Origin of the sequence: Mesorhizobium sp. 1M-11 (assembly GCF_001303895.1) — a bacterium.
Classification (GTDB): Bacteria; Pseudomonadota; Alphaproteobacteria; order Rhizobiales; family Rhizobiaceae; genus Mesorhizobium.
Map to the genome: position 1 here is coordinate 41104 of NZ_LJSD01000034.1, position 22485 is coordinate 63588.

Annotated in this window: 16 protein-coding genes; 5 read left to right on the forward strand and 11 right to left on the reverse strand. The window is 62.2% G+C overall.

All coding sequences use genetic code 11. The features are described 5' to 3' along the window. Nucleotides 1-193: 193 nt before the first annotated feature. The 3 genes from AO692_RS14650 to AO692_RS14660 form a co-directional block, all read right to left on the reverse strand. On the reverse strand, nt 194-829 hold the full coding sequence (locus AO692_RS14650) for a LysE family translocator (protein ID WP_054310791.1): 636 nt from the start codon (nt 827-829) through the stop codon (nt 194-196). Between the two features lie 65 nt (nt 830-894). After that, nucleotides 895-1677 (reverse strand): PhzF family phenazine biosynthesis protein, encoded by a 783-nt coding sequence (locus tag AO692_RS14655; protein ID WP_162839666.1) that lies wholly within the window; start codon nt 1675-1677, stop codon nt 895-897. A 21-nt stretch (nt 1678-1698) separates the two neighbouring features. After that, nucleotides 1699-2751, reverse strand: coding sequence for a low specificity L-threonine aldolase (locus AO692_RS14660; RefSeq protein ID WP_054310831.1), 1053 nt, complete (start codon nt 2749-2751; stop codon nt 1699-1701). Nucleotides 2752-3213: 462 nt separating this feature from the next. On the opposite strand from AO692_RS14660, the gene gltB reads away from it, so the two are divergent. Beyond that, complete coding sequence (gltB, locus tag AO692_RS14665; protein ID WP_054310792.1) at nt 3214-7968, forward strand: glutamate synthase large subunit; 4755 nt, start codon at nt 3214-3216, stop codon at nt 7966-7968. A gap of 141 nt (nt 7969-8109) precedes the next feature. Next, nucleotides 8110-9564: a glutamate synthase subunit beta gene (locus AO692_RS14670; RefSeq protein WP_054310793.1), complete on the forward strand. Its 1455-nt coding sequence runs from the start codon at nt 8110-8112 to the stop codon at nt 9562-9564. A gap of 58 nt (nt 9565-9622) precedes the next feature. Here the strand turns inward: AO692_RS14670 and AO692_RS14675 are convergent, their stop codons facing one another. Together AO692_RS14675 and AO692_RS14680 are read right to left on the reverse strand one after the other, a co-directional pair. Then, nucleotides 9623-10840, reverse strand: a complete 1218-nt coding sequence (locus AO692_RS14675) for a DUF459 domain-containing protein (protein WP_054310794.1) — start codon at nt 10838-10840, stop codon at nt 9623-9625. A 66-nt stretch (nt 10841-10906) separates the two neighbouring features. After that, a complete protein-coding gene (locus tag AO692_RS14680; protein ID WP_200911737.1) occupies nt 10907-12058 on the reverse strand; it encodes a lytic murein transglycosylase in 1152 nt (383 codons plus the stop codon). Nucleotides 12059-12431: 373 nt separating this feature from the next. Here AO692_RS14680 and galU point away from each other — a divergent pair, with 373 nt between their 5' ends. Beyond that, complete coding sequence (gene galU / locus AO692_RS14685; RefSeq protein WP_054310796.1) at nt 12432-13337, forward strand: UTP--glucose-1-phosphate uridylyltransferase GalU; 906 nt, start codon at nt 12432-12434, stop codon at nt 13335-13337. Nucleotides 13338-13431: 94 nt separating this feature from the next. Here galU and AO692_RS14690 read toward each other — a convergent pair whose 3' ends face one another. Then, nucleotides 13432-15222 carry an outer membrane beta-barrel protein gene (locus AO692_RS14690; protein ID WP_244483366.1) on the reverse strand — a complete coding sequence of 597 codons (1791 nt, stop codon included), beginning with the start codon at nt 15220-15222 and terminating at the stop codon, nt 13432-13434. A 237-nt stretch (nt 15223-15459) separates the two neighbouring features. Between AO692_RS14690 and AO692_RS14695 the strand changes: the two genes are divergently transcribed. After that, a complete protein-coding gene (locus AO692_RS14695) occupies nt 15460-16461 on the forward strand; it encodes a KpsF/GutQ family sugar-phosphate isomerase (RefSeq protein ID WP_054310798.1) in 1002 nt (333 codons plus the stop codon). Nucleotides 16462-16526: 65 nt separating this feature from the next. Next, nucleotides 16527-16904 carry a DUF4180 domain-containing protein gene (locus AO692_RS14700; protein WP_054310799.1) on the forward strand — a complete coding sequence of 126 codons (378 nt, stop codon included), beginning with the start codon at nt 16527-16529 and terminating at the stop codon, nt 16902-16904. A gap of 52 nt (nt 16905-16956) precedes the next feature. Here AO692_RS14700 and AO692_RS14705 read toward each other — a convergent pair whose 3' ends face one another. The 5 genes from AO692_RS14705 to AO692_RS14725 form a co-directional block, all read right to left on the reverse strand. After that, nucleotides 16957-17421 carry an NfeD family protein gene (locus AO692_RS14705; protein ID WP_054310800.1) on the reverse strand — a complete coding sequence of 155 codons (465 nt, stop codon included), beginning with the start codon at nt 17419-17421 and terminating at the stop codon, nt 16957-16959. Nucleotides 17422-17438: 17 nt separating this feature from the next. Beyond that, nucleotides 17439-18395 (reverse strand): SPFH domain-containing protein, encoded by a 957-nt coding sequence (locus tag AO692_RS14710; RefSeq protein ID WP_054310801.1) that lies wholly within the window; start codon nt 18393-18395, stop codon nt 17439-17441. Between the two features lie 236 nt (nt 18396-18631). After that, nucleotides 18632-19690, reverse strand: coding sequence for a ferrochelatase (gene hemH / locus AO692_RS14715; RefSeq protein WP_054310802.1), 1059 nt, complete (start codon nt 19688-19690; stop codon nt 18632-18634). Nucleotides 19691-19780: 90 nt separating this feature from the next. Then, a complete protein-coding gene (locus AO692_RS14720; protein WP_054310803.1) occupies nt 19781-21757 on the reverse strand; it encodes a 5'-nucleotidase C-terminal domain-containing protein in 1977 nt (658 codons plus the stop codon). A 279-nt stretch (nt 21758-22036) separates the two neighbouring features. Beyond that, complete coding sequence (locus AO692_RS14725) at nt 22037-22414, reverse strand: hypothetical protein (RefSeq protein ID WP_054310804.1); 378 nt, start codon at nt 22412-22414, stop codon at nt 22037-22039. Between the last annotated feature and the right edge of the window lie 71 nt (nt 22415-22485).

Genomic DNA, 22485 nt, shown 5'->3' on the forward strand with positions numbered 1-22485 from the left:
TCGTTGGCAGCGCAGTTCCACCCTCGTTGCAAGCCTCCGGAAAGCCCCAGTGCAGCGACCCCTCGGACCGACTTTACCCGTTCCTACAAGTTCAAGTTAACTTGAGGTCAAGAGTGTGAATGCAGAAATTTGATGACGCTGACGCCAGCCAGGGGCGCGCCCTACCTTCTCCGGGAGAAGTCAGGAGTGGGACTCAAGTCCTTTGCAGCGCCAGATGCGCGCCGAGCCCGACCAACAGCGCGCCACCGGCGCGGCGCATCAGGCGCTGAGCGCCGCTTGAGCGCTTGAGGCGCGTGACGATAACGCCCGCGAGGAGAACGCAGACGATATCTGCCGAGGAGAAGATCAAGTTGGCGAGGCTACCCAGAATGAGAAATTGCGCCCAGACCGGGAGGGCAGCGGAGGCGTCAATGAACTGCGGCAGGAATGCCAGGAAGAACAACGCCGTCTTCGGATTGAGCACCTCGACGGTAATGCTCTCTACGAAGGCGCGGCGGCCGGATTTCGCACCGATGGCGTGCGGGTTGATTTCGCCGCCGTCGGATTTGGCGCGAAACATCGAGATACCCAGCCAGACCAGGTAGGCGGCACCGGCGAGCTTCACGACAAGATAAAGAACAGGAACCGCGTGAAAGAGCACCGAAAGCCCCGCGGCTGCGGCGATCACATGCACAGTACAACCGAGATGGATGCCGACTGCCGCCATGAAGCCCGACCAGCGGCCGCGCGCGATGGTCTGCGCCGTTGCGTAAAGCATGGCTGGGCCAGGGATGTAGGCAAAAACCGAAGTCGTGATGAAAAAGGCGATGAGGAGCTCGGTGGAAGGCATGATCTTTTTCTCTGGCGTCGTCGGCTGGCGGTGATGTTTCTACACAAAAATATCGCCCGAGCACATCATGGCAGATGGATTTCCGCCTTCATGAAAGTCACGGCCTTGCCGGAGATCAGTACGCGATCGCCGGAGAGTTCACACAGCAGGTAGCCACCGCGTACCGAGGCCTGGAACGCCGATAAGTGGATCTTGCCGAGCTTATCGGCCCAATAGGGGACGAGTGTCGCGTGAATTGAGCCGGTCACCGGATCTTCCGGGATGCCGGCACCGGGCGCGAAGTAGCGTGAAACGAAGTCGTAGGTGTCGCTTTTGCCGGTGATGACCAGCCCCTGCGACTTCAATGTCGCGATTTTCACCAGATCCGGCACGAAGGCTCGGACAGCCGCTTCATCCGGCAATTCAACGAAGACGTTCTCGAAATTGCGGAAGGCGTTGTGGTTGACGTCGGCGAAAAGCGAGGCGATCGACGCCGGCAGCTCTGGCAGAGGCTCAGGCGGAAAGCCCGGCAGATCCATGCGATAGCCGCCGTCGACGCGGGCGACGCGCAGTTCGCCGACACGGGTCGAAAAGGCTATTTCACCAGCCACACCATGATGAGCTGCGAGCACATGCGCTGTCGCCAGAGTGGCATGGCCACAGAAGTCGACCTCATGGACGGGCGTGAACCAGCGCAGGTCCCAGCCTCTGCCGTTCGGTCGGGCAAAGGCGGTTTCGGCCAGATTGTTCTCGGCCGCGATCGACTGCATGACCTCTTCGGCCAGCCAGTCGTCGAGGACGAGCACGGCGGCAGGGTTGCCACCGAATATCCGGTCCGAAAAAGCGTCGACCTGATACATCACCGCCATGGGACTTACTTTTATAACGCGTCAGGCCCGGAGCTGCGCGGCGAAGCCGTCGACATCCCTTTCGGTGGTGGCGAAGCTGGTCACGAACCGGTAGAGGCCTTCGTTTTCGCCGAGATGGCCATCGAAGCCATGCGGCATATGCCAATCGTAGAAGGCGGCTCCCGAAGCCAGCAGCCGTTCGGCCTTCTTCCGGTCGAGTATGGCAAAGACCTCGTTTGCCTGCGGCAGCCAGGCCAGCTTGGAGCTTTCGTCATCCTCGATCGTCGCCGCCAGTCGAGCGGCCATGGCGTTGGCGTGATGGGCAGTCTCCATCCACAGCCCATCCTTGAAATAGGCGTCGAACTGGGCGGCGATGAAGCGCGACTTGGAAAAAAGCTGTGCGGCGCGCTTGCGCAGGAAGGCAAGCTCCTTGGCGCGGTCGAGATCGAACAGCACGATCGCTTCCGCGCACCAGCAGCCGTTCTTGGTGCCGCCGAAGGACAAGATGTCGATGCCACGCTTCCAAGTCATTTCGGCGGGAGTTGCCTCGAGTGACGCGAGCGCGTTGGCGAATCGGGCGCCGTCCATGTGCAGCGGCAGTCCGTATTTCTTGGCAATTTTCGAAATGGCGCCGATGTCGTCCAGCCCGTAGACCGTCCCTGTTTCGGTCGACTGGGTGATGGAGATTGCCATCGGTCGGCCGCCATGGACGAATTCTCCGGCAAAACGTTCGATCGCCTGCTCCAGCGCATCAGGATCGATGCGGCCAAGCGCACCATCGACGGGCCGTAGCCGTGAGCCGCCGGTAAAATATTCGGGTGCGCCGCACTCGTCCTCCACGATGTGCGATTCGCGATGGCAGAAGGTGATGCCGCCGGGTTTGTTGTAGGCGGTGAGCGAAAGCGAGTTGGCGGCGGTGCCGGTGGCCACGAAGAAGATCGCGACCTCGCGCTCGAAAATTTCGCTGAAACGATGCGCGACCGCCTTGTCGAGATCGCTGTCGCCATAGGCTGCGGCGAATCCGGCATTGTGCGCATTGAGCGCGGCAGCAATCTTGGGATGGGCGCCGGCCCAGTTGTCGGAGGCAAAAAACATGCTTTCGGTGCCCATCTCTCGCAATTCGGGAAAGGCGCGAACCAGACCGTATTCGGCCTCCGTCCGCAAGGTCCAGCACTGTCCTGATGTTTGGAGCCAGAGGCCATCCATGCTACTGGGCCACAAAGTTTCGACAGCGATCGGTACTGGGTAATTTTCTTTCGCCAAACGGTCGGGAAATTTCCGAATCGGTCTTGTGTGAGGGTTGGATTTCTGCCATAGGAAATTTAGGACAGCATTGCTGTCTTATTTATCGGTACCAACCAGGCTGGATTGGCGTATGATCGACGCTTGTCCGGCTGCCGCCACGAGTGGCGTGCGATGACAGGCCGAACCTCGGCCGGATGATACCCGGCATGGTTCGCCAGGATTTCGCGACAGGTGCGAGAAACGTGAATAGGGAAGTGTCAAGCTTCCCATGGAGAAGAAGCGTCCGAGTGGCGCAGAACAGAGGATAGGACGATGACGGAAGTGACGCCATCTGTGACGACGGTTTTTGCCTCGGTTGCACAGACGAAAGCGGCCACCGTCAAAACCGCTCTCCGAACCACCACCGCTCCGACCGCCGGACTGTTCGACCGATCGCCTTCGGCCCAAGGCATGTATGACCCGCGCAACGAACATGACGCTTGCGGCGTCGGCTTCATCGCCCAGATGAAGGGCGTGAAGTCGCATCAGATCGTCAAGGACGGCCTGTTCATGCTGGAAAACCTAACCCACCGCGGCGCGGTGGGCGCGGACCCATTGATGGGCGATGGCGCCGGCGTGCTGGTGCAGATCCCCGACCGTTTCTTCCGCGAGGAAATGGCCAAGCAGGACATCGAGCTGCCGCCGGCCGGCCAGTATGGCGTCGGGCACTGGTTCATGCCGCGGGATCCGGAACTGCGCGCTCATGTCGACGCGATCATCGCCGAATCGGCGCAATCCGAGGGGCTTCCGCTCATCGGTTTTCGCGACGTTCCGGTTGACAATTCCTCCTTGTCCAAGGCGCCCGACATCGCGGCGGCCGAGCCGTTCCATCGCCAGGTGTTCATCGGCCGCACGCCCGACATCGACAATGACGAAGAATACGAGGCGCGCCTCTATCTCCTGCGCAAGGTGATCTCGGGCAGGATCTATGCCGAGCACAACAACAAGGACATCGGCTCCTACTGCGTGTCGCTGTCGGCACGCACCATCGTCTATAAAGGCATGTTTCTGGCCTACCAGGTCGGCGCCTATTACAAGGACCTTTCCGACCCGCGCTTCGAGACGGCGCTGATCCTGGTCCACCAGCGCTTTTCGACCAACACTTTCCCGTCGTGGAAGCTGGCGCATCCTTACCGCATGGTCGCCCACAACGGTGAAATCAACACCGTACGCGGCAACAACAACTGGATGGCGGCACGCCAGGCCTCGGTCGATTCCGAGCTCTTCGGCAACAACATCTCCAAGCTGTGGCCGATTTCCTATGAGGGGCAGTCGGATACGGCCTGCTTCGACAATGCGCTCGAATTCCTGTTCCAGGGTGGCTATACGCTGGCGCATTCGATGATGATGCTGATCCCGGAAGCCTGGGCCGGCAACAAGTCGATGGATGCCGACCGCAAGGCGTTCTACGAATACCACGCAGCGCTGATGGAGCCGTGGGACGGCCCTGCAGCCGTCTGCTTCACCGACGGGCGCCAGATCGGCGCGACGCTGGACCGCAACGGCCTGAGGCCGGCACGCTATATCGTCACCGATGACGATCGCGTCATTCTTGCCTCGGAGGCCGGTGTGCTGCCGGTCGACGAAAAGCATGTCGTGCGCAAGTGGCGGCTGCAGCCGGGCAAGATGCTGCTCATCGACCTGGTCAAGGGCCGCATCATCTCGGACGAGGAGATCAAGAAGGAGATCGCTGCGCAGCATCCCTACAAGGACTGGCTGAAGCGCACCCAACTGGTGCTCGAGGACCTGAACCCGGTGGAGCCGCGCGCGCTTCGCAAGGATGTCACCCTACTCGACCGTCAGCAGTCCTTCGGCTACAGCCAGGAGGATCTGAAGCTTCTGATGGCGCCGATGGCCGTCACCGGCCAGGAAGCCGTCGGCTCGATGGGTACCGACACGCCGATTTCCGCGATGTCGGACAAGTCGAAGCTGCTCTACACCTATTTCAAGCAGAACTTCGCCCAGGTCACCAACCCGCCGATCGATCCGATCCGCGAGGAACTGGTGATGAGCCTGGTGTCCTTCATCGGACCGCGGCCGAACATTTTCGATCTGGTCGGTTCCTCCCGCAAGAAGCGGCTGGAAGTGCGCCAGCCGATCCTCACCAATGGCGATCTGGAGAAGATCCGCTCCATCGGTCACACCGAGGATCGCTTCGACACCAAGACCATCGACATTACCTATTCCGTCACCGAAGGGGTAGCGGGCATGACGGGTGCGGTCGAGCGTCTGTGCGATCGCGCCGAAGCAGCGGTTGCCGGCGGCTACAACATCATCATCCTGTCCGATCGTCAGGTCGGGCCGGACCGCATCGCCATTCCGGCGCTTCTGGCGACGGCTGCCGTGCACCATCACCTGATCCGCAAGGGCTTGCGTACTTCGGTCGGCCTGGTCGTGGAATCGGGCGAGCCGCGCGAAGTGCATCATTTCTGCTGTCTGGCCGGTTACGGCGCGGAAGCGATCAATCCGTATCTCGCTTTCGATACGCTGCTCGACATGCACAGGAAGGGTGAGATGCCGGAAGAGGTCGACGCCTCGGAAGTCGTCTCGCGCTATATCAAGTCGATCGGCAAGGGCATCCTCAAGGTGATGTCCAAGATGGGCATCTCGACCTACCAGTCCTATTGCGGTGCGCAGATCTTCGATGCGGTCGGCCTCAAGAGCGACTTCATCGAGAAGTACTTCACCGGAACAGCGACGCTGATCGAAGGCGTCGGCCTCGACGAAGTTTCGGAAGAGACGGTGGCCCGCCATGGCGATGCCTTCGGCGATGATCCGGTGCTGCGCATCAGCCTGCAGGTTGGCGGCGAATATATGTACCGCATGCGCGGCGAAGCCCATATGTGGACGCCGGACGCGGTCGCCACGCTGCAGCACGCCGTGCGCAAGGGTTCGTGGTCGACCTTCAAGGAGTTCTCGCAGCAGATCGACAACGAGACGGCGCGCGCCCAACAAATCCGCGGCCTGTTCCGCATCAAGCGGGCGGAGGAGACCGGGCGCAAGAAGGTAGCACTGGAAGAGGTGATGCCGGCCGCCGAGATCGTGAAGCGTTTCTCGACGGGCGCGATGTCGTTCGGCTCGATCTCCAGGGAAGCCCACACCACGCTGGCGATCGCCATGAACACCATCGGCGGGAAGTCGAACACCGGCGAGGGCGGAGAGGAGCCGGATCGCTATCTGCCGCTGCCTGGCGGTGGCCGCAATCTCGAGCGTTCGGCCATCAAGCAGGTGGCGTCGGGGCGTTTCGGCGTGAGCGCCGAATATCTCGTCAATTCCGACATGATGCAGATCAAGGTGGCGCAGGGCGCCAAGCCCGGCGAGGGCGGCCAGCTGCCCGGCCACAAGGTCGACGCGACCATCGCCAAGGTTCGCCATTCGACACCTGGCGTCGGCTTGATCTCGCCGCCGCCGCATCATGACATCTATTCGATCGAGGATCTGGCGCAGCTGATCTACGATCTGAAGAACGTCAATCCGGCGGCTGACGTGTCGGTGAAGCTGGTGTCGGAAGTCGGCGTCGGAACGGTAGCAGCGGGTGTCGCCAAGGCGCGTGCCGACCACATCACCATTTCCGGCTACGATGGCGGTACCGGCGCCTCGCCGCTGACCTCGCTCAAGCATGCCGGCTCGCCATGGGAGATGGGGCTGGCCGAGACGCATCAGACGCTGGTGCTGAACGGCCTGCGCTCCAGAGTGGCGCTGCAGGTCGACGGTGGCCTGCGCACCGGACGCGACGTCATCGTCGGCGCGCTGCTCGGCGCCGACGAGTTCGGCTTCTCGACCGCGCCGCTGATCGCGGCCGGCTGCATCATGATGCGCAAGTGCCACCTCAACACCTGCCCGGTTGGCGTCGCCACCCAGGATCCGGTGCTGCGCAAGCGCTTCAAGGGAACGCCCGAACACGTCATCAACTACTTCTTCTACGTGGCGGAAGAGGTGCGCGAGCTGCTGGCCGAAATGGGTTACACCCATCTCGACCAGATCATCGGCGACACCGATCTTCTGGAAAAGCGCGAGGTCATCAACCACTGGAAGGCACGCGGGCTGGATTTCTCGAAGATGTTCCACAAGCCCGAAGCGCCGCGCGAGGCCGTGCATTGGACCGAACGCCAGAAGCACCCGATCGACGATGTGCTGGACCGTCAGTTGATCGAACAGGCCAAGCCTGCCCTTGAAGCACGGCAGCCGGTCGAGATCGCCGTGCCGATCCGCAATGTCGACCGCTCGGCGGGCGCAATGCTGTCGGGCGAGGTCGCCAAGCGCTTCAAGCACAAGGGCTTGCGCGAGGACACCATCAAGGTGACGCTGACCGGCACCGCTGGCCAGTCGTTCGGCGCCTTCCTGGCGCGTGGCGTGTCGTTCGAACTGATCGGCGCCGGTAACGACTATGTCGCCAAGGGCCTGTCGGGCGGCCGCATCGTCATCCGTCCGCCGGATGATGCGAAGATCGTCGCCGAGGACTCGATCATCGTCGGCAACACCGTGCTCTACGGCGCCATCGAGGGCGAATGCTATTTCCGTGGTGTGGCCGGCGAGCGTTTCGCGGTGCGCAACTCGGGTGCCGTGACTGTCGTCGAGGGCGTGGGCGACCATGGCTGCGAATACATGACCGGCGGCGTGGTCGTCGTCATCGGAAAGACGGGCCGTAACTTCGCGGCCGGCATGTCTGGTGGCGTTGCCTATGTGCTGGACGAAGAGGGCGATTTCGCGCTCCGCTGCAACATGGCCATGGTCGAGCTCGAGCCGGTCCCGGAAGAGGACGACCTGATGGAGAAGCTGCTCCATCATGGTGGCGACATCGACCACAAGGGACGTGTCGATGTATCCGGCGACATGACCAGCCACGACGAGGAACGCCTCTACCAGCTGATCTCGAACCATGTGCACTTCACCGGTTCGACACGGGGCAAGGAGATCCTCGACGATTGGGCGAACTTCCGGCCGAAATTCCGGAAAGTCATGCCGGTCGAGTATCGCCGCGCACTGCAGGAGATGGAGCGCGCCCGCATGAGCGTGGCGGCCGAATAGGCATAGCCGGGAGGCAAGTGCTTCCCGGCGCCCCGTCACAACACAGCCAATCAACGACCCGATCCCGCGGTTGCGCTCGCGACCGGATGAGGATAACGGGTGCGGCGGTAACCCCGCCACGTGGTCTACAGGAACTGGAACATGGGCAAGGTAACAGGTTTTCTCGAGATCGACCGGCAGGTACACAAGTACCAGCCGGCGTCAGACCGTATCCGGCATTTCCGCGAGTTCACGCTGCCGATGTCGCAGCCGGAGGTCGAGAAACAGGCCGCGCGCTGCATGGATTGCGGCATTCCCTTCTGTCATGGCCCAACCGGCTGTCCGATCCACAACCAGATCCCGGACTGGAACGACCTCGTCTACAACGGCGACTGGGACGCGGCGATCCGCAACCTGCATTCGACCAACAACTTCCCGGAATTTACTGGCCGTATTTGCCCCGCGCCTTGCGAGGAGGCGTGTACGCTGAACCTGGAAGACATTCCGGTCGCCATCAAGACGGTGGAGCAGGCGCTGGCCGACAAGGCCTACGAGACCGGCTTTGTCCGCCCCTATCCGCCGGAGAAGAAGACCGGCAAGAAGGTTGCCATCATCGGATCCGGTCCAACCGGCATGGCGGCCGCACAGCAGCTCGGTCGTGCCGGCCATGACGTGCATGTCTTCGAGCGCGAGAGCCGTCCCGGCGGCCTGCTGCGTTTCGGCATCCCCGACTTCAAGATGGAGAAGCACTACATCGACCGCCGCGTCGAACAGATGGCGGGCGAGGGGGTGACTTTCCATTGCGGCGTCAATGTCGGCGTCGACAAGAAGGTCGAGGAACTGCTCGCCGAATACGATGCCGTGCTCTATTGCGGCGGTTCGGAAACGCCGCGTCCCGCCGGCATTCCTGGCGATGATCTCGAAGGCGTGCACGACGCGATGCCTTATCTCGTCCAGCAGAACAAGCGCGTCGGCGGCGAGGACATCCAGTCGGTCGCCTGGCCGTCGCAGCCGATCGTGGCATCCGGCCAGCATGTCGTGGTCGTGGGCGGTGGCGATACCGCTTCCGACTGTGTCGGCACGGCCTTCCGCCAAGGTGCGGTGCGCGTCACCCAGCTCGATATCCGTCCGCAGCCGCCGGAGAAGGAAGACAAGCTTTCGGTCTGGCCTTATTGGGCGACAAAGATGCGCACCTCTTCGAGCCAGGCCGAGGGGGCCGAGCGCGAATTCCAGGTCGCGACGCTGGAATTCATCGGTGAGGAAGGTCAGCTCACCGGCGTCAAGTGCTGCGAGGTGGACGAGAAGCGCAAGCCGATCCCTGGTACGGAATTCGTCATTCGCGCCGATCTCGCCTTCATCGCCATCGGCTTCGCTGGTCCGATCGAAGGCGGTGTGACGGCTGAACTGGACGGCAAGCTCGACATCATCACCGACGTGCGCCGTTCGAAGAATATCGCAGCCAACGATCACGACTACCGCACCAATATCGACCGGCTTTATGCCGCGGGCGATATCCGCCGTGGCCAGTCGCTGGTGGTGTGGGCAATCCGCGAAGGCCGCCAGGCCGCGCGCGCCATCGACGAGGCGCTGACCGGCTCAAGCGTGTTGCCGCGATGAACGAGTGAGTAGCGAATAGCGAGTGGGGACACGATCTATATTCGCTATTCGCTATTCGCTATTCGCTATTTCGCTTGATCGCATTGGTCGTCTCTCGCGGCGGCACGCTTGCCGTCGAACCGCCAAAGTCGTCCGCACGGCCAGGCGAAGCGGCCGGCGCGATACCCTGGACGGCCAGTTTTTCTCCCGGAAGCACAAGTGCGGGCTTTGCGGGCGGCGTTGCGCCCAGCAATTCCGTTCCCCCGTCGAGCGCCGGATCGCCCAGTGCGATCGGTTCGGTCCGATCGACAGGCATCGGGGCGGCTGGTGTCGCCGGTTGCCCTGAAGACATTGGGCCGGCCGGCAGGGATGCGGGGGCCGTCGGTGTCGACAGGCCGAGCATCTTCATCAACGGCTTTTCGGCATAGAATGCGAGCTTGCGCTTGCCGCCGCGGGTCAGGTTGATGCCATCGTCGGCACGCAGGCGCACCGGTTGTCCATTGACGTCCGGACCGGTCGAGACAAAGGCGCCGTTCTCATCGACGAACCCGTCCCAGATATCGACGAACTCGCCGTTGTAGGTCTCGGCCGCGGCGCGATAGATGCCGTTGAAGGCCAGCATGTCGGTGGTCATCTTCTGCGTCTTGAAGGCCGGCATGCCGACCCAAAGATAGGGAATCTTTGAACTCGCCAAGGCCTTCGCGAGCGCCTCGGTGCGCAGCTCATAGGCCTTTGTCCATACTTCCGTGCGTGGTTGTTCGCGCTCTTCACCCACTTTCATCTGCTGGCGGTCGTTCGAACCCATCATGACTATGACTGCGGCCGGCTTTTCAGCCGCCAGGACGCCTGCGATCTCCTGTGGCCAGTCGTAGACATCGTCGCGCACGAAGCCGGAAGAGCCCCTGGCCTTGTCGGCAACACGGATGGCGGGATTGTCGGCAAAGACCTCGTTCAACCCTTCGGCAAGGCCGCTCGCCATGAAGTCGCCGATGACAAGGATGGTACGGGCGTCCGCGGCCTTCTCAACCACCGGCGCTTGCGGCGCCGCCGGTGGCTTGCGCACGACAGCCTTCTTCTTTTTCGGACGAGGCGGGAACCGGGCATCCGGCGGCGGTGCCACCCGCTCGCTGCGGCGTGGGAAGAACAGATCCCGCAGCGACCAGGGCCGCGCTTCCTCTTCCTGGGCGAAGGCCGGGGCATGGAACGATGCGGCGGTCCCGACAATCAGGACGGCGGCCGCGACGAAGAGGACCGGCAGCCGGCGTAGTCTTGCCATCAAGCGCGTTGCCGCCGCCAAGCTGCTCTCCGTTCCATTATGGGCGATCCGAACCGGCCGGATCGCTCCTTCTTCATACGCTGGACGCTAGCGCCGCCGCAGCGTCTTCAGCACTTCCATGCTGGGATTGCCGTCCGGGGTCAAGCCGACCTTGGCCTGATAGGCCATGATGGCATCCTTGGAAGCCTGGCCGATCTTGCCGTCGAAATTGCCGCTGTAATAGCCATGGTCGGCCAGTCGCTGCTGCAATTCCTGCTTTTCGGAAAAGCTGAGCTTGGTGAAAGGCCGGTTCCAGTCGTTCACCAGCGTGCCGTAACCAGCGATCTGGTCGGCCAGCAGGCCGACGGCGAAGGCGTATTTGTCGGCATTGTTGTAGCGCTTGATGACCGAAAAGTTACGCGTCACCAAGAAGGCTGGACCCTGGCGGCCGCCCGGCAGCTTCAAGGTGGCCTTGTCGGAACCGTTCCGGAACGGCTTCCCGCTGGCACGGGCAACGCCAAGCGACTGCCATTTGGTAAGCGACATCGAACCGCCCGGCATCTTGCCGTCGGGCAGGGCTACCTCATAGCCCCAGGTCTTGCCGGGCTGCCAACCGTTCCTCTTCAGGAGATTGGCCGCGGTCGCCAGCGCATCGGGCACAGAATTCCAGATGTCGCGACGACCGTTACCGTCGAAATCGACCGCATAGGCCTGGTAGCTGGTGGGGATGAACTGGGTGTGACCCATGGCGCCAGCCCACGAACCTTGCAGATGGCTTTCGTCGATGTCACCGGTCTGCAGGATCTTGAGGGCTGCGATCAGCTGGGTGCGGGCGAATTTGGAACGCTTCTTGTCGCCATAGCCAAGCGTTGCCAGCGAACGGATGACGTTGCGCATGACATCGTCGCGTTTCAGCATCTCGCCATAGTTGGATTCCATGGACCAGATGGCGAGCAGGATATACCGGTCAACGCCGTAACGGGCCTCGATCTTGTCCAGCCAGGGCTTCCATTTGCGAGCCATCGCCTGACCGTTGGCGATCGACTGCTCGTGCACGCGATTGTCGAAATAATCCCAGGCCGGTGCGGTGAATTCAGGCTGGAAACGTGCCTTCTCAAGCACTTCCAGATCGGGATCCTTGATGTTGCGGAATGCGGCATCATAGACGGCGCCGGACACGCCTGACTGAACGGCGGTGGCGCGGAACGAGGCAATCCAGTTGCGGAAGCCGGCGTCGGCTTGCGCAGGCGCAGTTGGCATCAACAGGGCAATCGACAGCGCCGTGGCCGTGGCAAGACTGGCAAGGCGCTTAGAGCAATTCCAGCAAAAGTGCGCAGCGGTTTTGCGTGCGGAATTGCGTAAAAACAAAGAGCTAACGCGTTTCCGCGTTTCCGTGAAGAACGGAAACGCTCTAGCGGCGGTGCGAAAGGGCATCATGTCCTCCATTTTCATCGCAGGAAGAGCATTCATGACCGAACCCGGTTAGGATTTGGTTTACCATAGAGCGGCCGGGTTACAAAAAAACACGTCCGATAGAAATTTTGACAGGAAGCCTCCGGCCGTTCACTAGTCTTCAATTCCGGCGTGAAAATGTTCCGGCAAAAGGGTTGTTCCCGCAACGGATGATGGATCGATGAGAAAAGTCAGGAAGGCAGTTTTTCCAGTCGCCGGTCTCGGCACGCGCTTTCTTCCCGCCACAAAGGCCATTCCGAAGGAAATGCTGACCGTCGTCGACAGGCCTGTGATCCAATATGTCGTCGACGAGGCACGGGAAGCCGGCATCGAGCATTTCATTTTCGTGACCGGTCGCAACAAGGCGGTCATCGAAGACCATTTCGACGTGCAGTTCGAGCTCTATGATACGCTCGCCCAGCGCGGCAAGGATCAGGTGCTGGAGCGTTTGCAACGCCTGCAGCCAGCACCGGGTCAGACCTCGTTTACCCGCCAGCAGGTGCCGCTGGGGCTTGGTCATGCCGTCTGGTGCGCGCGTGAACTGGTCGGCGACGAACCCTTTGCGTTGTTGCTTCCCGATATGATCATGCAGTCGCAAAAGAGCTGCATGAAGGACATGGTCGAGCTCTACGAAGAGACCGGCAACAACATCATTGCCGTGCAGGAATGCGACCCGGCCGAGGCGCATAAATACGGCATCGTCGGCCGTGGCGAGGACACTCATACCGGTTTCCGTATCACCGAGATGGTGGAGAAGCCGGCAAAAGGCACGGCGCCGTCGAATTTCTACATCAACGGCCGCTATATCCTGCAGCCGGAGATCTTCGCGATCCTGGAAAGCCAGGAGCGCGGCGCCGGCAACGAGATCCAACTCACCGACGGCATGCTGAAGCTGATGAACAAGCAATCGTTTTTCGGTTATCACTATCGTGGCCGTACCTTCGATTGCGGCTCGCCGGAAGGTTTCGTCGAGGCCAATGTCGCCTTCGCGCTGTGGCGCGAGGGCACCGACAGCAGCATGGCTGGCGTCATCCGCACACTGCTGGACGAGTTCGAGCGCGCCGGCGTCAAGACGTCAGCCGTTTGAGAATTGTCGATGGCACGCGTCGGCCGGGTTTTTGCCCGGCCGAATGCATTTTGAGCGATCAACGCAGGGTGTTGCGGCCAATGGCCGGTTGGTCTTATCGCTGGACGGTGAGGCCGAGATAGACGCTGTTGGTCTTGCTGTCGCGGTTCTCGATGCTGCTGGTCATCCGCTCGTGACGCACATAGGAAGTCAGGCCGAGATAGCGGTTGAGCCACCATGTCGCGCCGACCTGGGCGCTGTAGATCAGGTCGTGATCGCCGGTGCCCTTGTAGTCGCGGTAGGACAGGCCAAGAGCCGCATTGCCGGTGAGATTGGCGCGCATCTGGCGCTCCAGGGTCAACCCCGACGTATAGAGCACCGAGCCGCTCTGACCGGGGGTGGTGGTGTCTTCCAGGATGGTTTCGCCGTTGAGGCCCACGATGGTGCCGCGCGCCGGCGACCAGCGGAAGTCTGCGGCCACCGTGGCGCCCGAAACCGGAAGCAGGCGGCTATCGTCGAAACTTTGGCGCAGCCAACCGACGGACATTTCGCCGTTCAGCTTCTCACCCATGTCGAGTTCCACGCCCCCGCGTATGCCGAGCCGCTTGGATGAGCGCTCGTAGCCGTTCAGGTCTGCCGTTTCATCGAAGGCTCGGCGGCCGATCTCGACCTCTGCAAACGGGGTGAGCGCTGGCGAGATCTGGTAACCGCCGCGCAAGGTGGTGGTGTAGAGTGTCGAGTTGCGGGTTTCCTGTGACTGGATGGTGCCGTCGCCAAGTGTCGCGTCGCCGAAGATGCTGCGTTCAGCCGCGCCGGTCAGGCCGAGGCGCAGCTTGCCGATCTCCTTCTGCAGCGCAAGGCTGCCCTCGAAGGTCTTGCGCTGCGGTTGCGTGATTGCGCCCGGTACGCCCTCTGGCGAGGTTGCGCCTTCCGGCGCCGTTTCGAAGCCAAGTGTAGCGATGGCACGCCAATCATGGTCGAGATCGACATTGAGCGTGCCATCGAGGCGACCGCGCCATTCCTTGACCTCCTGGCCGGAAAGAGTTTTGCGATAGTTGACGTCGCCATCGATGACCGCCGAATTGGTAGCCCAGTCGGATGTCGCGTTAAGACGCAAGGTGCTTTGCGAGATCGTTGCCGAGCGACCGAAGGCGCTGTTGTCGGCATTCGAAGTCGCCAGCACACCCTGCTCCAGAGACGGCCTTAGCGTGAAACTGCCGAGCTTGATGCCAAGTGGCGCATAGGGCGTATCCTCCCGTCGCACGACACCACCTTCGATCGCTCCGGTGCGGTCGGCACGGGGATCGAGCGGGGCACGGTCCGCAGCGTCAATCGTTCCGGTGCGAATATTGCGGTCGACTTCCGGTTCCGCTTCCGCCGCTGCAGGAGTGCCGGGGCGGCGGGCTGCGTTGCGCCGTGTCGTTGCGCGACCCGGCTCGCCGTCCTGGGCGGCTGTTGCATCGTTGCGACCGCGTTGTCCGGCCGCGGCGGCGTCCGGGGGATTGGTGCCGGCGGCAACAGGCCGGCGGCGGGCTGCCGGGGCTGCCTGGTTCGCGAAAGGATCCGCAGCCTGTGCAGCACCGAGCCCATTCGTGCCAGCCGTTCCAGGCTGAACAGGATTGCCGGCGGCATCCAACTGGCCGGTGCCGTCGGCCGGCGCGGTGTTCAGTGCATTGGGATCGTCCGGCAGCGCGCCGGGGCTGGCGGGCTGATATGCCGGGTTCGGGATGCCTGTTGCCGGGGCCTCCGGCGGAGGCAAGGCGCCCGGTGTGCGATTGAGCGGCGACAGACCGCTGGTGCCGAACCGGCCCGCCGGTGGCAGCCCGCGAGGCTGGTTCTGGGCGAGGAACTGGTCGTTGAGCGGACCGCGCAAATTGAGCTGTTGAGCAGATGTGGGTGATGTCATGAGCAAAGGCAGGGCCGTCGCCGCCAGCAGCAAAGCGCCGGCGGCCGTCCTTCCTAGGCTGCTTCTGTAAGGCTGGGCCCGCGACATCGTTACCACATGTTGGTGGCGCACACCCCTGGCGCCATGCTTACCGAACCGTAAATTGGGATGGTTAATGGAGTGTTAGGTTTGGGCGCCTTGTGGCCGGCAAACGAATGAAATGGACAGACGGACGCGGAAAGGATAATCGCTTCGTCCATGCATGCTGCAAGCTTGAAGAAGAAGCCGGCGGATCGTCAGGCCGCCATCGCTTCGGCCCTCAGAACGGTGGCCACCGAACAGGCCGGACTGGCCGCGCTCAGTACGGCGCTGGAGAACGGCCTGGCCGAACCCTTCGCGCAGGCCGTCAATATCCTGTCGCGCATCAGGGGCCGGGTGATCGTCACGGGTGTCGGCAAGAGCGGCCATATCGGCTCCAAGATCGCCGCCACGCTCGCTTCCACCGGCACACCGGCTTTCTTCGTGCATGCGGCCGAGGCCACTCACGGCGACCTCGGCATGATCGCGCCCGACGATGCGATCATCGCACTTTCGTGGTCTGGCGAAAGTGCCGAGCTGAAAAGCATTATTGGCTATTCGCGCCGCTTTTCGATCCCGTTGATCGGACTGACATCCGGTGAGAAATCGGCGCTGGGACGTGCGGCCGATGTTGTGCTGGCGTTGCCGAAGACCCCGGAAGCCTGCCCGCATGGGTTGGCGCCCACCACTTCGACGCTGCTGCAACTGGTGATAGGCGATGCATTGGCCATCGCGCTTCTGGAGGCGCGAGGGTTCACTCCGGACCACTTCCGCACTTTCCATCCGGGCGGCCAACTCGGTGCGAATCTCACGTTGATCTCCGAGATCATGCGCACCGGCGACCAGATTCCTGTCGTTTCACTCGGCACCAAAATGCCGGAAGCGGTGCGGACGCTGGCGGAGAAGAAAGTCGGCTGCGTGTGCGTGACGGATGGCGATGGCAAGCTTGTCGGCATCATCACGGATGGCGATCTCGGCCGCAACCTGCACCGCAATCTCGCCGAGACCATTGTTGATGATGTGATGACCCGTTCGCCAAAGACGATCGAACCAAGCCTGATGGCGGGAGCGGCGGTCGGTCTGATCAACAAGCACAATATCGGCGCCTTGGTGGTGGTGGAAAATGAAATGCCCGTTGGCCTGGTGCATTTCCACGACCTGTTCCGCATCGGCGCTGCCTGATCCTATACCAGGAAGCCGATATCCACGATTGAACGCCGGCTTCGCGCCTCAGCGGGAGCAACGTCATGGATGAACTGATCGAGATCGGCGGTACGCGGGTGCTTTGCTACGCCAAGGAAGGCCTGGTGCTGGCGCGCGAAGCCGACATCAACGATCTGCTGGGCGCAGCCTTCTCCTCGGAGGTCGATCTCCTCGCCATTCCGGTCGAGCGGCTTGGTCCGGATTTCCTGAAACTCAGCACTGGTCTTGCCGGCGCAGCGTTCCAGAAGATGGTCAACTATCATCTGAAATGCGCCATCGTCGGCGACATCGCCGAGGCGCTCGCGCACAGCGGGCCGCTGCGCGACTTCGTGCGCGAGACCAACAAAGGCAATTCGATCTGGTTCGTGCCTGATTTCGAGACGTTGAGGGAGAAGCTGTTGAGGCGAACGGGCGCTGCATAGGCACACCCGTTCCAGCGCATTTGCGTTTCCAGCACCCCGAACCGCTCCAAACTCAGATTTTCTCGACGGTCAGCTCCAGATCGGTTTCGGCAGCACCGGTTACCCGGACACGCGCGCCAGCCGGCAAGTCCGGGCCGGAGACCCGCCACAGCGTGTCCCCGAGCTGGATGCGGCCACGGCCTTCGCGGATCGGCTCGGCCAATGTGGCGGTGCGGCCGATCATCTGCTCGCCGCGCCGGTTGAGCAGCGGCTGGTCACTGGTCTCGCGCTTTCCGCTGAAGAAGCGTTTTCCGGCATAGGCCGACAACAAGGCCAGCACCAGGAAAGCCAGCACCTGCGCCTGCCAGGTCCAGAACGCAGCGTCCCAAAGGACGAGCGAGGCCGCGCCGATCAGCAGCGCTGCTATGCCGATCCATAAAAGGAAGACACCGGGGGCGAGGATTTCCGCCACCAGCAGCGCAAAGCCAAGAACCATCCAGTTCCAGGGGCCGAGTTCAAAGAGAAGCCGCTGCAGCATGGCCGTACTCCGCTCCGTCAGCTCTCGTTCGGGCGCACCAGCGGCGGGCGTGCCGCCTGCCTCTGCGTGCCCGGGCCGTCCCCCTTGAACACCTCCTTGGCAATCTCGCCGATGCCACCCAAGGTACCGATCAGCGACGAGGCTTCCATCGGCATCAGCACGATTTTGGAATTGCCGGCCGTACCGATCTTGGCCAGTGCCTCGGTGTATCTCTGCGCCACGAAGTAGTTGATCGCCTGTACGTCACCCTTGGCGATGGCTTCCGACACGACCTGCGTGGCACGGGCTTCGGCTTCTGCCGAGCGCTCGCGCGCCTCGGCATCACGGAAGGCGGCCTCGCGGCGGCCTTCCGCTTCCAGGATCTGTGACTGCTTCAGGCCTTCGGCGGCAAGGATCTGCGCGCGCTTGTCGCGCTCGGCCATCATCTGGCGGGCCATGGAGTCGACCAGGTTGGCGGGCGGGTTGATGTCCTTGATCTCGACGCGCGTGATCTTGACGCCCCAGGGATGCGCGGCCTCGTCGACCACGCGCAGCAGGCGCTCGTTGATGGCATCACGGTTGGAGAGCAACTCGTCCAGGTCCATCGAACCCATGACGGTGCGGATGTTCGTCATGGTGAGATTAAGGATCGCATTTTCCAGCCCAGACACCTGATAAGCAGCCTGGGCGGCGTTCAGGATCTGGTAAAAGGCGATACCGTCGACGCCGACGATGGCGTTGTCGCGGGTGATGATCTCCTGGGTCGGAACATCGAGCACCTGCTCCATCATGTTCAGTTTGGCGCCGATGCGCTCGAAGATGGGGTTGATGATATTCAGGCCCGGCGTCAGCGTCTTGGTGTAGCGACCGAACCGCTCGACAGTATGGTTGAAGCCCTGCGGCACCGTACGGATGCCCTTGAAAAGCAGGATGAGGACCAGCGCGACCAAAACGACGATCGCGATGTCGAAACCCGTGAAACCGCTGAAATCCATTCGGCTCTCCCTCAATTGCCGGCAGGTGGCAAGGCTAGAGCATCGGCCCGAAATCGGAGTCGATTTTCGGCAAGCACGAGACTCAAAATATTAGAGCGTCCTCTAAGCATCCGAATGGGTGCGTGGCGCCCTAATACCTCACGAAACACTTAAGTGTGTTTCAGCGCCGTTACAATCGGGGAAGCGGTTCTACCTGGGGATGCAGCGTTCTCGTCCGAATACCGCGTGGCCAGCGATCAGATCCAGCCGGCCAATTCGCGCCGCGCCAGCGTCTCGATCACATTCATGCCTTCCGGACTGTCGTTGAGGCAAGGAATGTGAGCGAATTTCTCGCCGCCGGCATGCAGGAAGATTTCCTGTGCTTCCTGCGCGATCTCTTCCAGGGTCTCGATGCAATCCGCCGAGAAGCCCGGATTGAGGACGGCGATGCGCTTGATGCCTTCCTTGCCCAACCGCTCCATCGTCTTGTCGGTATAAGGCTGTAGCCATTCCTGCGCGCCGAAGCGGGACTGGAAGGTAGAGATCAGCTTCGCTTCGCTCCAGCCGAGCTTTTCACGCAGCAGTCGCGTCGTTTCCAGGCAGTGTTGCTGATACGGATCGCCCTTGTCCGCATAGGGCTTCGGGATGCCGTGATAGGAGGCGACAACCACTTCCGGTTCGAAATCCAGCGTGGCGAGCTGCTTTTCGATCGAGCGGGCGAGGGCGTCGATATAGACCGGCTCGGCATAGTAGGGCGGAACGGACCGGACCGCCGGCGCGCGCCTCATCTTCATGAGCGCGCGGAACAACTGGTCGTTGGCGGTGGCCGTCGTCGTTGCCGAATATTGCGGATAGAGCGGGAAGGTGAGGATACGGTCGCAGCCCTGCGCGACCAGCCTTTCCACCACCGAGCGCGTCGACGGGGTGCCGTAGCGCATCGCCCAGTCGACACTGACATTGGGGAGATCGCCGAGGCGCTGCACCAGCTTCTCGCCCTGGCCGCGCGTGTAGGTGCGCAGCGGCGACTCGTTCTTCTCCCGGTTCCAGATCTTGGCATAGTTGGCACCGGATTTCTTCGGACGTGTCGTCAGAACCAGGCCGTAAAGGATCGGATACCAAAGCCAGCGCGGCATCTCGATGACGCGCGGGTCGGAGAGGAACTCGCGCAGATAGCGCCACATCGGCCCATATTCAGTCCCATCCGGCGTGCCGAGATTGATCAGCATCAGCCCGACTTTCTCGGGGCTGTTGTTCGTCAGGCTGCCGACGGGCGAGGAAACCTCGGCTTTGGGTTCGGTGGCGAGTGTCATGGGCATCTAATTAACAGCGGCAGACGCGGTTTCAATGCTGCGTCTGGCCGCACCCCGGAGCCCCTATCTCCCCGCGGAGGAGGTAGGAGGGTCAACTCATTTCGCCGGTATCTTCAGTTCCGTTCCCACCAGAAGCCGGTGCACCTGCTGGCCGGGATTGGCGCGGGCGATGCGCCGCCATTTGGTGCCGTCGCCATAAGCTTTCACAGCGATGTCCCAATAGGTGTCGCCCTTCGTGATGGTGTGAGAGCCGCCGGCCTGGATCGATGCCGCGCCTGCAGTCTCTGCCGGCTTGCCGGTTTCCGCGGGGGCGGCTTCGCCTGGTTTTGCCGCCGGGGCTTCGACCGCAGGCGGTGTGTTGGCGATGTCGTTGGATTCTGCAGGCGGCGCCGGCACAGCCGGCGTGGCTTCGGCAGGAGCCGCAGCGCCGTTGCCGGTCTGTGCCGTTTCAGCCGGTTGCGCAGCCGCGTTCACGTCAATGATCCGGCCGTCGAGCTTCGGCGTGTAGGGATTGTGAGCGCCCAGATAGTCGGCCACGGTCTGCTCAAGACCTGGACCGTAGTCGTAGGCATTCTTGCCCTTGTCGGCGAATACTTTATAGCCGTCGCCACCCTGGCGAGTGTAGTTGTTGGCGGCGACGAGATAATCCTTGTTCGGATCCAGCGCCACCCAATTGCCGTTTTCCATCACCTCGACCGATTTGATGCGGCTTTGAGCGGGCGCCGTCCGGTCGAAAGAGTATTTCAAGCCGGCAACCTGGGCGAAGCGGCCGCCGCCTTCCTCCAGTTGACTGGCGCCATTCTCCAGCGCGGCCTTCACATCTGCGCCTGAAAGCTGGAAGGTGGCGATGGTGTTCTGGAACGGAAGCACCGTCAGCACTTCTCCCATCGAGACCTTGCCCTGGTCGATGGAAGCGCGCAGGCCGCCACCATTGGTGAACGCGATCCGTACGCCCTGATCCTTCACGCGGTCGAGCACGGCGTCGGAAACGAGATTGCCCATGGTGCATTCGCGTGCCCGGCAGCTTTCGCGGCTGCCGTCGATGGCGGCGGTGGTCTCGCCGACCTGCTTGGCCTTCAATTCCTCGATCGGTGCGCCGAGTTCCTTGATGCGGGCGAGCACCTTCGGGTCGGGGATCACCAACTTGTCGAGCGGGATCGGGTTGCCGCTGGCTTCCTTGACCACGCCATTGTCGTCGAACACCACCTTGAACTCACCGAGCAGCTTGGAATAGGAGGCTGCCTGCGTCACCGGCACCTTATAGCCGTCCGGATTGTCGACCATCGTCGGGTAAGGGCCCTCGGCCTTCGGATCGGTGTTGGACAGCAGCGAGTGCGAATGTCCGCCCACCACGACGTCGACGCCGGGAATCTTGGCGATCATCTCCTTGTCGCGCGGATAGCCGACATGGGTGAGCGCGATGATCTTGTTGACACCCTGGCCCTTCAGCTTCTCGACCTCTGCGGTGATGGTCTTGATATCGTCCTCGATGGTGATGTTCGGGCCGGGCGTGGCGAGTTCGGGCGTGTCGTTGGTGACGGCGCCGACGATGCCGATCTTCTGGCCGCCGAGTTCGATGACCACGGACGGCTTGATGCGGTCGCCGACCTTGGCGGCAGCACTTGCCTTCACATTGGCCGAAAGTACCGGAAACTTGATGACGTCGAGGAAAGGTGCCAGCGCGTCCTCGCCATCGTCGAATTCATGGTTGCCGACGGTCATGGCGTCGAACTGCATCTGGTTCAGGAACTCGGCCTCGGTCTTGCCCTTGTAGGTCGTATAGAAGAGCGAGCCCTGGAAGTTGTCGCCGCCGTTGAGCAACAGCACGTTCTGGCCTTCCAGCTTCGTGCGTTCGGCGGCAATCGCCGTGACGAGACGTGCAGCGCCGCCGAAGCACTCGCCCTTGGCTTCTTCCTCTGCCGAACAGGTGGATTCGTACTTGTTGTTGCTTTCGATGCGACTATGCCAATCGTTGATATGCAGGATGTTCAGCGTGTAGTCGGCAAAGGACATGCCAGTGCTCATGCCGAGTGCCGAGACCGAAAGTGCCGTTGCGGCAGCGATCTTCTTCATTCCTGCTCTCCCGTTCGTGATGCCTCGCCTAAGCCAAGGACCGTGTCGATCCCGGAGCGATGCCGATGCCTGTCCTGGCGTTGTAGACGCTCTGCTTGACTGGAGTTTTACATGCCCTCGAGGGCATGTTCCCATTGCGGCTGGGTCGTTGCAAGCGGATTCAGGGGCAGGTCTTGCCGGCGAAACGTGTTGCGCGAACGGAAACGGCCGCATCGCCTGGATGCGGCCGTTTCGAAAATGGGACTAGGACGGGCCTGGCCGCGACTGCGGCTGTTTTGGTCAGCTCCGGCGCGTCAGCACGAAGTTCTGGCCCGCCTGGCTGGTGCAGTTGAGCTGGTTGATCGAGACGAGCAGGCAATTGAAGGCGATCGGCGACTGGCGGATCAGCGACGTGCCGTTGATCTCGATCGAAGTCTGGCTGGTCATCCGGTAGCTGCCGTCGGCGAGCTTCTGGCCGGTGTCGGTGGCAACCGTCTGGAATTTGCCGGCCGAAATGGTCGAAAGCCCGGTCCCCTGCGCATCAATCCAGGAGCCTTCCACACCTTTCGGGGCAGCTGAGGGCGGCGGCTCGCCGGGGCCGCCGGTCTGGCAGGCTGCCAATGCTGCAGTCGCGGCTACGGCAAGGCTGGCCGAAACAAATTTGCGCGCTGTGATCATGTCGTAAAACCTCTCCTCGGTCCGCGCCTCTTCCATCGCCCGAATTGAGGATGAAAACAAGGCTCGCTAAT